Raw genomic sequence first — 11,816 nt, forward strand, 5'->3', positions numbered from 1 at the left:
GCCTGCTGGAGGACGGCGCCGGAGGCGGGCGCGGCCCGGAGGGCCCCCGCCGGTGCCGGGACCGCCCCGGCCGCGCCCCCGTCCCCGGGGGCCGGTGCGGCCGTCCCGTGCCCGTACTTCGCCACGTATTCGCGCGCGAGGCGCAGCTCCTCGCCGTGCAGCGCGTCGCCCGCGGCCAGCACCAGCGGCAGCAGCTCGCGCTCCAGCGTCACCGCGCGGAAGGCCAGCTGCACGGTGACCTCGTGCGCGGGGCGGTGGATCACCTCGACGGGATCGCCCGCCCGCACCTCGCCCGGCACGAGCACGCGCAGGTACGCGCCGGTCTCCGCGCGCCGCGTGAAGCGCCGGACCCAGCCCTTCTCGCCCACCCAGCCCTGGAACGTGCGGCAGGGGATGCGCCCGCTGGTGATCTCGAGGACCACCCCGCCGCCGATCCGCCAGCGCTCGCCGATCCTGGCCCGGGTCAGGTCGATGCCGTACGTGGTGAGGTTCTCGCCGAACGCCCCGTTGCCCAGAGGGCGGCCGATCTCCCGCTCCCAGCGGTCGAGGTCCTCGCGCGCGAAGGCGTACACCGCCTGGTCGCTCCCGCCGTGGTGGCGCAGGTCGCACACGGCGTCGCCCGCGAGCCCGCTGCCGCCCAGACCCTTCGCACCCGGGTCCGAGACCATGACGGGACCCGTCACCGGACGCTTGTCGATGCCCGTGACGCCGCCGGCCGCATCCGTGTACTCGACGCGCTTGGGCCGCGCCACGTTCACCGACAGAAGTTCCATGCCGGTCACGGTAGCGGCGGCCGCGACGGGCTGTCCAAAGGATTTCGGCTGTCGAGTGCGACACATCAAAGGCTGTCTTATGCGCCGCGTAGAATGGTGGCGTGATCGAAGCACGCCATCTGCGCGTCCTGCGGGCCGTCGCCGCCACCGGTTCCTTCTCCGGCGCCGCGCGCGAGCTCGGCTGCACACAGCCGGCCGTCAGCCAGCAGATGAAGTCCCTGGAGGCGTCCGCCGGCACGCGCCTGCTCGTCCGCGCCGGCCGCGAGACGCGCCTCACGCAGGCGGGGCAGATCCTGGTCCGGCACGCGACGGGCATCCTCGCGGGGCTCACCGCGGCCGAGGAGGAGGTCGCCGCGATCGTCGGGCTCCGGGCCGGGCGGGTGCGGCTGGTCTCGTTCCCCAGCGGCAGCTCCACGCTGGTGCCGGCCGCACTGGCCGCCCTGCGCGCGGCCCACCCGGGCACGCGCGTGTCCCTCGTCGAGGCCGAGCCCCCGCGCTCGGTCGAGATGCTGCGGGACGGGGACTGCGACGTCGCCCTCGCGTTCCGCTACGACGGCGCGAGCGGCGGGCCGAGCGAGTGGGAGGACCTGACCGTGCGGCCGCTCCTCGTGGACCGGCTGATCGGGCTGGTCCCGCAGGACCACCGCCTGGCCGGCGCCGGCGAGGTCGCCATGGCCGACCTGGCCGAGGAGCCGTGGATCGCGGGCTGCCCGCGCTGCCGCACCCAACTGGTGGACGCGTGCGGGGCGGCGGGGTTCGAGCCCCGCATCGACTTCGCGACGGACGACTGCCCCGCGGTGGTCGGCCTCGTCGCCGCGGGCCTCGGAGTGGCCCTGCTGCCGGAGCTCGCGCTGGCCCCTGTGCGTACGGAAGGGGTCGGCCGGGTCGCCGTCGCGCCGTCGGTCTCGCGCGAGATCGTCGCGCTCACGTTGCCCGACCTGGCACGCGTCCCCGCCGTGGCGGCCACCCTCGACGAACTCACGGCGGCGGCGCGCCGCTGACCGCGCCTGCCTGCCTCGCCGCGACCGACCCCACGCGGACCGACGACGCGCGGGCCGACCTCACGGGGCCGGCCGCACCCGGGCGGGCCTCACCGCGTCGGTCTCGTCCGCGTCGGTCTCGCGAGTACAGGACGACAGGACGACAGGACGACCGGACGATCACAGGACGGCTGACCGCCTGACGACGACCGCTCTCACGCCGGCCTGACGACGACCGCTCTCACGACGGCCGCACTCACGCCGGCCTGACGACGGCCGCTCTCACGACGGCCGCACGCCGCACCGCGCGACCGGTCGGGCCGCGTGCGTGCAGGAACGTTTCTTCTCCAGCGGGCGTCCGGACGGTGTCAGTCGTCCGCGACGTCGTCGGCGCCGTGGTGGCCGGCGGACGCCGAGGCGGACGCGGGTACGAGCCGGGTGCGCGCCCGGCCCATCAGCTCCTCGCGCTCGTCCTCCGTCAAGCCGCCCCACACGCCGTACGGCTCCCGTACCGCCAGTGCGTGGGCCGCGCACTCCGCGCGGACCGGGCACCGCATGCACACCTCTTTCGCCGAGTTCTCTCGCGCGCTCCGTGCCGCGCCCCTCTCGCCCTCGGGGTGGAAGAACAGTGAACTGTCCACACCGCGACAGGCTGCCAGGAGCTGCCAGTCCCACAGATCCGCGTTGGGTCCTGGAAGGCGGGAGAAATCTGCCATTGCTCATGTCCCCTTGAAACCTGGACGGAATCAAATGCTCATGACGGTACTGACGGTACATCTCTTGTGTAAGTAGATGTAAATATGACTCTTTGCGAATCTAGCCGCAGACACCACCAGAAGCGAAGAAAAGCGACTAAATGGGGCATAGCTCTGTGTGAGGGGCCCGTAACTCTTTCGGGTGACCATCGTTGATGAGGTCAGGCGGTTGAGAGAAGTGGCGATCGGGCACATGTCCGAAAGCGTCAACCGCGCAGGTGACGACATGTACAGCCTGGAGGCTCAAGGTGACGCGCATCAGTTGCGGAGGACGGTCATGACATCCGTGCTCGTCTGCGACGACTCCCCGCTTGCCCGAGAGGCGCTTCGCCGCGCGGTCGCGACCGTGCCCGGCGTCGAGCGCGTGACGACCGCGGCGAACGGCGAGGAGGTACTCCGGCGCTGGGGCGCCGACCGCTCCGATCTGATCCTGATGGACGTCCGCATGCCGGGCCTCGGCGGGGTCGAGACCGTCCGCCGATTGCTCTCCGCCGACCCCGGCGCCCGGATCATCATGCTGACGGTCGCGGAGGACCTGGACGGCGTCGCGCTGGCCGTCGCGGCCGGCGCGCGCGGCTACCTCCACAAGGACGCCTCCCGCGCCGAGCTGCGCGCGACCGTGACGCAGGCCCTGGCCGACCCGACGTGGCGGCTCGCGCCCCGGCGGCTGCGGTCCGCGGAGATGGGCGCGGCGCCCACCCTCACCGCGCGCGAGATCCAGGTGCTGGAGGGCATGAGCCACGGCAGGTCCAACGCCGAGATCGGCAGGGAGCTGTTCCTGTCGGAGGACACGGTGAAGACCCACGCGAGGCGCCTGTTCAAGAAGCTCGGCGCCTCCGACCGCGCGCACGCCGTGGCGCTCGGCTTCCGCTGGGGCCTGGTGCGCTGAGCGCGCGGTCCCGCCCCGGCCGGTCGCCGTTCGCGACCTCGCGGGGCGGGCGCCCCGGGCGGATCGCGGCCTCCGTCCTCCGCCGGAGCCTCCCGCGCCGGTCAGGGGCCGCGCAGGCGGCTTCCGCCGGCGGCCGCGGAAGCGACGTCCCCGCGCGTGGTCCCCGGTCGCGGCACCTGCCCCGGCCGTCCGCCCGCGGCCGGAACGTACGCCGTACGGCACGGAAGCCGGGCGAACGGGACCGGGGCGACGGGACGACTCGGACCGGACCCGACGGGAGCGGTGCGACGGCGAAGGCGCACCGGGCCGGACATGGGTGAACGAGCGGACCGGACCGGGCGGACGAACCGGCACTCGGCTCGACGGGCAAGGCCCGGGCAACGGACCGGACGCCGGCGACGGACCGGACGCGGGCCGAAGCCGGGTGCGGACCGAACGGGCGGTCCGCGCGGCGGGCGGAACGGGCCTCTACGGGACTCCCGCCCGGCGGACGCCCGGTGCCGCCGCGTCCTCCGCGCCCCGCACGCAGCACGAAATCCCCTGAACGACGGGCCTGACCCCCCGGAGCTGCGGGTATCCGTAAGCAAGGACGACATCGCGCGGGACGCTCCGGCGGTGACGGCATCCGGCCGTACGCCCGCTGCCTCGTTTCCCGCGTGATGACGCATCCTTGACTGTGTGGAGTTCCTCGGAACGAGCCGGACGAGCGAGGGGAGGGCGCAGGGGATGAGTTCCGCCGCACCTGCTCATAACGCTTCGGTGCACAACGGGAGACTCGGTGCCACGGATCCGAAGGCGTCAAGGCACCATGGACCGATGCGCGACGACGAGACGACGGTGATCGGTGCCCTCGTCCATCGTGCCGTGGACGGCGACGAGCAGGCGACCCACGATCTCCTGGCCCACGTCCACCCCCTCGCGCTCCGCTACTGCCGCACACGGCTGAGCCGACTGCCGGGTGACGCGCGCCATTTCGTGGAGGATCTCGCGCAGGACGTCTGCGTGGCGGTCCTCATGGCGCTGCCGCGCTACCGGGACACCGGCAAGCCGTTCGAGGCGTTCGTGTTCGCCATTGCGGGTCACAAGGTCGCCGACCTCCAGCGCGCCGCCATGCGGCACCCGGGGTCGACGGCGGTCCCGTCCGACGAGATGCCGGAGCGCCCGGACGACTCGCTCGGACCCGAGGAGCGCGCGCTGCTGAGCAGCGACGCCGAATGGGCGAAGAAACTGCTGGCCAACCTGCCCGAGACGCAGCGCGAACTCCTCGTCCTGCGCGTCGCGGTGGGGCTCACGGCCGAGGAGACGGGCCAGGTCCTCGGCATGTCGCCGGGTGCCGTACGGGTCGCGCAGCACCGCGCGCTGAGCCGGCTGCGGGCGCTCGCCGAGCAGTGAGCGCCCCGCGGACCGCCCCCTGCGCCGAGCCCGGCACCGTCCGGCGGACCGCGCCGAGCCCGGCACCGCGGCGGCGGGCCGGGGAGAGATGCGCCACGCTCCGGGGCCCTTCCGGCCCCGCGGGCGGCGGGAGCCGGGCGGTGGGAGAGGGGAAGGACGTCCGCGCAACCGCTCACCGTAGCCGGACGATGGCGGTCGGTGGGCCGGTTTCCGAGCGTTCCCGCCGACGGAATCAGGCACACCCCGGAGGCCGTTAGCATGGACATCCGCACCGATCAAGGCCATATGGGGAAGGTGTCATGACTGCGAACGTCGACGGAGTGCCCGGAAAATTCGCGACACTCGGGCTGACATACGACGACGTGCTGCTGCTGCCCGGGGCCTCTGAGGTGCTGCCGAACGAGGTGGACACGTCGTCCCTCGTCTCGCGCAACGTCCGGGTGAACATCCCCCTGCTGTCGGCCGCCATGGACAAGGTCACCGAGGCGCGCATGGCGATCGCCATGGCGCGCCAGGGCGGCGTCGGCGTGCTCCACCGCAACCTGTCGATCGCCGACCAGGCCAACCAGGTCGACCTGGTCAAGCGCTCCGAGTCCGGGATGGTCACGGACCCGATCACGGTGCGGCCGGACGCGACGCTCGGCGAGGCCGACGAGCTGTGCGCGAAGTTCCGCATCAGCGGCGTGCCGGTCACGGACGCCGCGGGCAAGCTGCTGGGCATCGTCACCAACCGCGACATGGCCTTCGAGTCGGACCGCCGCCGCCAGGTGCGCGAGGTCATGACGCCGATGCCGCTGGTCACGGGCCAGGTCGGGATCTCCGGCGTCGACGCGATGGCGCTGCTCCACCGGCACAAGATCGAGAAGCTTCCCCTCGTCGACGGCGACGGCGTGCTCAAGGGCCTCATCACGGTGAAGGACTTCGTGAAGGCCGAGCAGTACCCCAACGCGGCGAAGGACTCCGAGGGCCGGCTGCTGGTCGGTGCGGCCGTGGGCGCGAGCCAGGAGGCGCTGGAGCGGGCGCAGGCCCTGGCCGAGGCCGGTGCCGACTTCCTCGTGGTGGACACCTCCCACGGGCACAACAGCAACGCGCTGAGCTGGATGTCGAAGATCAAGTCGAGCGTGTCCGTGGACGTCATCGGCGGCAACGTCGCCACGGCGGACGGCGCGAAGGCGCTGCTCGACGCCGGCGTGGACGGCGTGAAGGTCGGCGTCGGCCCCGGCTCCATCTGCACCACCCGCGTCGTCGCCGGCATCGGCGTCCCGCAGGTCACGGCGATCTACGAGGCGGCGACCGTCTGCCTCGACGCCGGCGTCCCCGTCATCGGCGACGGCGGCCTGCAGTACTCGGGCGACATCGGCAAGGCGCTGGCCGCGGGCGCCAGCACCGTGATGCTGGGCAGCCTGCTCGCGGGCTGCGAGGAGTCGCCCGGCGAGCTGCAGTTCATCAACGGCAAGCAGTTCAAGTCGTACCGGGGCATGGGCTCGCTCGGCGCCATGCAGTCGCGCGGCCAGGCCCGCTCGTACTCCAAGGACCGCTACTTCCAGGCCGAGGTCGCCTCGGACGACAAGCTCGTCCCCGAGGGCATCGAGGGCCAGGTGCCCTTCCGGGGCCCGCTCGCCGCGGTGCTGCACCAGTTGGTCGGCGGCCTGCGCCAGACGATGGGCTACGTGGGCGCCGCCTCCATCGACGAGATGGAGCGCAAGGGCCGTTTCGTGCGCATCACGGCGGCCGGCCTCAAGGAGAGCCACCCGCACGACATCCAGATGACCGTGGAAGCGCCGAACTACAGCTCGCACTGAGCCGGCGGTCGGCACCGGGAACACCTGAGCGAGGGGCGGCGTCCGAGAAGGACCCGCCCCTCCGCCGTGCCCGGAGCCGTCCCTCGGAGATACTTGGGGACGGCAGACGTAGAGGGAAAGGCCACATCGTGACTGAGATCGAGATCGGGCGCGGCAAGCGCGGGCGCAGGGCGTACGCGTTCGACGACATCGCCGTCGTCCCCAGCCGCCGCACGCGCGACCCGAAGGAGGTCTCGATCGCGTGGCAGATCGACGCCTACCGCTTCGACCTGCCCTTCCTCGCCGCCCCGATGGACTCGGTGGTCTCCCCGGAGACGGCGATCCGCATCGGTGAGTTCGGCGGCCTCGGCGTACTCAACCTCGAAGGGCTGTGGACGCGCTACGAGGACCCGCAGCCGCTGCTGGACGAGATCGCCGGCCTGGAGGAGTCCACGGCCAACCGCCGCCTCCAGGAGATCTACGCCGCTCCCATCAAGGAGGAGCTGATCGGGCAGCGCATCAAGGAGGTGCGCGACTCGGGCGTGGTCACCGCCGCCGCGCTCTCCCCGCAGCGCACCGCCCAGTTCTCCAAGGCCGTGGTCGACGCGGGCGTGGACATCTTCGTGATCCGCGGCACGACGGTCTCCGCCGAGCACGTCTCGGGCGCCGCGGAGCCGCTCAACCTGAAGCAGTTCATCTACGAGCTTGACGTGCCGGTCATCGTCGGCGGCTGCGCGACGTACACGGCGGCGCTGCACCTGATGCGCACGGGCGCGGCGGGCGTCCTCGTCGGCTTCGGCGGCGGCGCCGCGCACACCACGCGCAACGTGCTGGGCATCCAGGTGCCGATGGCGACCGCCGTCGCGGACGTGGCGGCCGCGCGCCGCGACTACATGGACGAGTCCGGCGGCCGGTACGTGCACGTCATCGCCGACGGCGGCGTCGGCTGGTCCGGCGACCTGCCGAAGGCCATCGCCTGCGGTGCCGACTCCGTCATGATCGGCTCGCCGCTCGCCCGCGCCTCGGACTCGCCCGGCAAGGGCCGCCACTGGGGCATGGAGGCCGTCCACGAGGACGTGCCGCGCGGCAAGCTCGTCGACCTCGGCATGGTCGGCACCACGGAGGAGGTCCTCACGGGCCCGTCCACCATCCCCGACGGCTCGATGAACTTCTTCGGCGCGCTGCGCCGCGCGATGGCGACGACCGGCTACAGCGAGCTCAAGGAGTTCCAGCGGGTCGAGGTCACGGTGGCGGACGCCCAGCACAAGCGCTGAGGCACCGGCCCGGCAGGGCCCCGGCGACCGGCCCCGGACGGGGGCCCTGCGCCGGGCCCGCGGGCCTCGTGCGCCGGCGGCCCGGCCGGATCGCGGAAGGGCGGGACCGACGACGCGGTCCCGCCCTTCGCCGTGTGCGCGACTCCCGACGGCAGGCCGGCGGGCGTCCGCGGCGGCGAGCCCCCGGCAAGCGCCGCCGCCGGGCTCAGAGCCGGAACGCCGCCCCGGCCGGGCTCGCGCCCCGGGTGTCGAGGAGCAACTGCGCCTTGACCGCGAGGCCCTGCAGGTCGTACGTGCGGTGGTGCTGGAGCAGCACCGTCAGGTCGGCGTCCGCCGCCGCCTCGTACAGCGACTCGGCGCGCGGCACGGGCAGCCCGCGCACGTCCCACTCGGGGACGTACGGGTCGTGGTAGCTGACGCTCGCGCCGAGATCCGTCAGTCGGCCCGCGATCTCGGTGGCGGAGGAGGCCTGCTGGTCGGCGAGGTCCGGCTTGTACGTGACGCCGAGCAGCAGCACGCGGGCGCCGCGCGCGGACTTGCCGTGCTCGTTGAGGAGGGTGGCGCACCGCTGGATCACGTACTGCGGCATGCGCCCGTTGATCTCCTGCGCGAGGCCGACCATGCGCAGCGGGTGCGGGTGGCCGGGCGCCCGCCCGGTGTGCGGGAGGTAGCCCGGGTCGATCGGCACGCCGTGGCCGCCGACGCCGGGGCCCGGCCGGAACGCCTGGAAGCCGAAGGGCTTGGTCTCCGCGCACCGGATGACGTCCCACAGGTCGACGCCGAGGTCGTGGCAGAGGATCGCCATCTCGTTGACGAGGGCGATGTTCACGTGCCGGAAGTTCGTCTCCAGCAGCTTGACCGTCTCGGCCTCGCGCGGGCCCCGGGCGCGGACCACCTTCTCGGTGAGCCGGCCGTAGAAGGCGGCGGCCGACTCGGTGCAGGCCGGCGTGAGGCCCCCGATGACCTTGGGCGTGTTGGCGATGCCGTGGGTGCGGTTGCCGGGGTCGAGGCGGCCGGGCGAGTACGCGAGGTGGAAGTCGCGTCCGGCGCGCAGCCCCGAGCCCTCCTCCAGCAGCTCGCGCAGGAAGCCCTCCGTCGTGCCGGGCGCCACGGGCGACTCCAGCAGCACCGTGGTGTGCGGGCGCAGCCGGGCGGCCAGGGCCCGGGCCGCCTCGCCGACCGCGGTGAGATCGGGCGTCCGGTCGGCGCCCAGCGGGGCGGGGGCGCAGATGACGGCGGTGCGCACGCGGCCGAGTTCGGCGGGGTCGGTGGTGGGGCGGAAGCCGCCGGACAGCATGCGGCGCGCCTCCGCCGCGGTCAGCACGCCCTCGGCCGGCGTGTGTCCCGCGGCGAGCTGTGCGACCGGACGCGGGTCGGTGTCGAAGCCGACGGTGGCGATCCCGGTCGACACGGCGGCGCGTGCGAGCGGCAGGCCGAGGTGGCCGAGTCCGACGACGGCGAGGTCTGCGGGCATGGCGGCGGCCGTCCTTCCCTGTTCGCGGTGGACTGTGGTCGCCTGCCGGGACGCGCGCCGGGCGGCGACCGCACAACACGCACGCGGTGGTACGCGCCCTGCGCGGCGGCCCCGACACACGCAGCGGTCAGGCGCACTTTCAGACTAGGCGTAAATATGACCGTTATGTCGTATTGGGGGACGGTGCAAGTCGGCGTGTTGTCGCAGGTGGGGGCCGGTTGGCGGAGCGGCCGGGACGACGGGCAGGGCGAGGCGGAGCGGCGCGGCACGGGGGTGCTGTCGGGGGGTGGCGCTGGGCGGTGGGCCGGCGGTGGGTGCGGTGGGGCCCGGAGTACTGGGCGGTGAGCCGGAAGTGGTGGCGGTGGGCGGTGGCGCGCCGCGCACGCGGCGGGAGCGGTGACGGCCCGCCGGTGCGGCGATGACGGCCCGCCGGTGCGGCGGTGACGGCCCGCTGATGCGGCGGTGACGGCCCGCCGGTGCGGCGGTGACGGCCCGCCGATGCGGCGGTGACGGCCCGCCGATGCGGCGCGAATCACCCTTGCGGGTGGCGGAGTTGTCCACAGACGGGGCGGGCCGGCCGGGGCTCGTCCACAGGCCCTGCCTGAACACGGCCTGTGCGGACAGAATCGATGGGTGGGACGTTCATGATCCGTACGGGGGCCTCGGGAGGCAGCAAGTGAGGACGGCGACACTGGGACCCGCCGAGCGCGAGCAGGCGCTGGCAGCGATGGCCGAGCACGAGCTCGACGTACTGGTGGTCGGGGCGGGCGTGGTCGGCGCAGGCACCGCGCTCGACGCGGCGACGCGCGGTCTGGCGACCGGGCTGGTGGAGGCGCGTGACTGGGCGTCGGGCACGTCCAGCCGCTCCAGCAAGCTCATCCACGGCGGCCTGCGCTATCTGGAGATGCTGGACTTCGCCCTGGTCCGCGAGGCGCTGAAGGAGCGCGGCCTGATGCTGCAGAAGCTGGCGCCGCACCTCGTCAAACCGGTCCCGTTCCTCTATCCGCTCCAGCACAAGGGCTGGGAGCGGCTGTACGCGGGCTCGGGCGTCGCCCTGTACGACGCGATGTCGGTGTCCTCCGGCCACGGCAGGGGCCTGCCCGCGCACCGGCACCTGACGCGCCGCCACGCGCTGCGGGCCGCGCCGTGCCTGCGCAAGGACGCACTCGTGGGCGCCCTGCAGTACTACGACGCCCAGGTCGACGACGCCCGCTACGTGACGACGCTGGTGCGCACGGCCGCGAGCTACGGCGCCAGGGTCGCCCCCAGGGCGCGGGTGGTGGGCTTCCTGCGGGAGGGCGAGCGGGTGGTCGGCGCGCGCGTGCGGGACGTCGAGGCCGGCGGGGAGTACGAGATCCGGGCGCGGCAGGTGGTCAACGCGACGGGGGTGTGGACGGACGACACCCAGGCCCTGATCGCCGAGCGCGGCCAGTTCCACGTGCGGGCCTCCAAGGGCATCCATCTGGTCGTGCCCAAGGACCGCATCCACTCCTCGACGGGGCTGATCCTGCGCACGGAGAAGTCCGTCCTGTTCGTGATCCCCTGGGGGCGGCACTGGATCGTCGGCACGACCGACACGGACTGGGACCTGGACAAGGCCCACCCGGCCGCGTCCAGCGCGGACATCGACTACCTGCTCGACCACGTCAACCGCGTCCTCGCGGTGCCGCTGACGAGGGACGACGTGGAGGGCGTGTACGCGGGCCTGCGGCCCCTGCTGGCGGGCGAGTCCGACGCGACGAGCAAGCTCTCGCGGGAGCACACGGTCGCCCACCCGGTGCCCGGGCTCGTGGTCGTCGCGGGCGGCAAGTACACGACGTACCGGGTGATGGCGAAGGACGCGGTCGACGCGGCGGTGCACGGGCTCGACCAGCGCGTCGCCGACTGCGTCACCGAGGACGTGCCGCTCCTGGGGGCGGAGGGCTACCACGCGCGGTGGAACGGGCGGGCGCGCACCGCGGTCCGCCACGGCCTCCATGTGGCGCGGGTGGAGCACCTGCTCAACCGCTACGGCACGCTCGCCGAGGAAGTCCTCGACCTGATCGCGGCCGATCCCTCGCTCGGCGAGCCGCTCGCGGCGGCGGACGACTACCTGCGCGCCGAGATCGTCTACGCGGCGTCCCACGAGGGCGCCCGCCACCTGGACGACGTCCTGACCCGGCGCACCCGCATCTCCATCGAGACCTTCGACCGGGGCACGCTGAGCGCCCGCGAGTGCGCCGAGCTGATGGCGCCCGTGCTCGGCTGGGAGGCGGACCAGGTCGAGCGCGAGGTGCTGCACTACGGCAAGCGGGTCGAGGCCGAGCGGGAGTCGCAGCGGCAGCCGGACGACCTGACGGCCGACGCGGCGCGGCTGGGCGCCCCGGACATAGCCCCGCTCTGATCCCGCCCGCACGCCCGCCCGCGTGCCGGGTTCTCGGGTCCCCAGGGCCACGGGTCGCCGGTCGCGGGGGGCCGCGGCGCCGGGTCCGGCGCGATCCGCCGGCCTCCCGCGCGGC

9 protein-coding genes are annotated in these 11,816 nt (G+C 73.7%); 6 read left to right on the plus strand and 3 right to left on the minus strand.

Features of this window, described 5'->3' with window-relative positions; translation table 11 throughout:
* Positions 1 to 773: MOSC domain-containing protein (locus L1885_RS14860; RefSeq protein ID WP_235797578.1), on the minus strand; the 773-nt coding region annotated here is incomplete at its 3' end.
* Positions 774 to 874: 101 nt separating this feature from the next.
* Between L1885_RS14860 and L1885_RS14865 the strand changes: the two genes are divergently transcribed.
* On the plus strand, positions 875 to 1,774 hold the full coding sequence (locus tag L1885_RS14865) for a LysR family transcriptional regulator (protein WP_235797579.1): 900 nt from the start codon (positions 875 to 877) through the stop codon (positions 1,772 to 1,774).
* 347 nt (positions 1,775 to 2,121) lie between these two features.
* On the opposite strand, the gene L1885_RS14870 is transcribed toward L1885_RS14865, so the two are convergent.
* The gene (locus L1885_RS14870; RefSeq protein ID WP_235797580.1) at positions 2,122 to 2,469 is read right to left on the minus strand and encodes a WhiB family transcriptional regulator; all 348 of its coding nucleotides are present in this window, start codon (positions 2,467 to 2,469) and stop codon (positions 2,122 to 2,124) included.
* 316 nt (positions 2,470 to 2,785) lie between these two features.
* Here L1885_RS14870 and L1885_RS14875 point away from each other — a divergent pair, with 316 nt between their 5' ends.
* The 4 genes from L1885_RS14875 to L1885_RS14890 all read left to right on the plus strand — a co-directional run bounded on the left by L1885_RS14875 (position 2,786) and on the right by L1885_RS14890 (position 7,844).
* Positions 2,786 to 3,397, plus strand: a complete 612-nt coding sequence (locus tag L1885_RS14875; protein ID WP_003948568.1) for a response regulator transcription factor — start codon at positions 2,786 to 2,788, stop codon at positions 3,395 to 3,397.
* An 816-nt stretch (positions 3,398 to 4,213) separates the two neighbouring features.
* Positions 4,214 to 4,789: a sigma-70 family RNA polymerase sigma factor gene (locus L1885_RS14880; protein ID WP_235797581.1), complete on the plus strand. Its 576-nt coding sequence runs from the start codon at positions 4,214 to 4,216 to the stop codon at positions 4,787 to 4,789.
* Between the two features lie 299 nt (positions 4,790 to 5,088).
* On the plus strand, positions 5,089 to 6,591 hold the full coding sequence (gene guaB, locus L1885_RS14885) for an IMP dehydrogenase (RefSeq protein WP_235797582.1): 1,503 nt from the start codon (positions 5,089 to 5,091) through the stop codon (positions 6,589 to 6,591).
* Between the two features lie 128 nt (positions 6,592 to 6,719).
* Positions 6,720 to 7,844: a GuaB3 family IMP dehydrogenase-related protein gene (locus tag L1885_RS14890; RefSeq protein ID WP_235797583.1), complete on the plus strand. Its 1,125-nt coding sequence runs from the start codon at positions 6,720 to 6,722 to the stop codon at positions 7,842 to 7,844.
* Between the two features lie 205 nt (positions 7,845 to 8,049).
* On the opposite strand, the gene L1885_RS14895 is transcribed toward L1885_RS14890, so the two are convergent.
* Complete coding sequence (locus L1885_RS14895; protein WP_235797584.1) at positions 8,050 to 9,318, minus strand: nucleotide sugar dehydrogenase; 1,269 nt, start codon at positions 9,316 to 9,318, stop codon at positions 8,050 to 8,052.
* A 676-nt stretch (positions 9,319 to 9,994) separates the two neighbouring features.
* On the opposite strand from L1885_RS14895, the gene L1885_RS14900 reads away from it, so the two are divergent.
* Positions 9,995 to 11,701 carry a glycerol-3-phosphate dehydrogenase/oxidase gene (locus L1885_RS14900; RefSeq protein WP_235797585.1) on the plus strand — a complete coding sequence of 569 codons (1,707 nt, stop codon included), beginning with the start codon at positions 9,995 to 9,997 and terminating at the stop codon, positions 11,699 to 11,701.
* The last annotated feature ends 115 nt before the right edge of the window (positions 11,702 to 11,816 follow it).

It is taken from the genome of Streptomyces fuscigenes (assembly GCF_021556455.1).
In the GTDB taxonomy this organism is placed as follows: Bacteria; Actinomycetota; Actinomycetes; order Streptomycetales; family Streptomycetaceae; genus Streptomyces; species Streptomyces fuscigenes.

Bases quoted from the DNA above. Each gene is read 5' to 3' on its own strand.
- L1885_RS14870 (WP_235797580.1), bottom strand. From the start codon at position 2,469: ATGGCAGATTTCTCCCGCCTTCCAGGACCCAACGCGGATCTGTGGGAC.
- L1885_RS14875 (WP_003948568.1), top strand. From the start codon at position 2,786: ATGACATCCGTGCTCGTCTGCGACGACTCCCCGCTTGCCCGAGAGGCG.
- L1885_RS14880 (WP_235797581.1), top strand. From the start codon at position 4,214: ATGCGCGACGACGAGACGACGGTGATCGGTGCCCTCGTCCATCGTGCC.
- guaB (WP_235797582.1), top strand. From the start codon at position 5,089: ATGACTGCGAACGTCGACGGAGTGCCCGGAAAATTCGCGACACTCGGG.
- L1885_RS14895 (WP_235797584.1), bottom strand. From the start codon at position 9,318: ATGCCCGCAGACCTCGCCGTCGTCGGACTCGGCCACCTCGGCCTGCCG.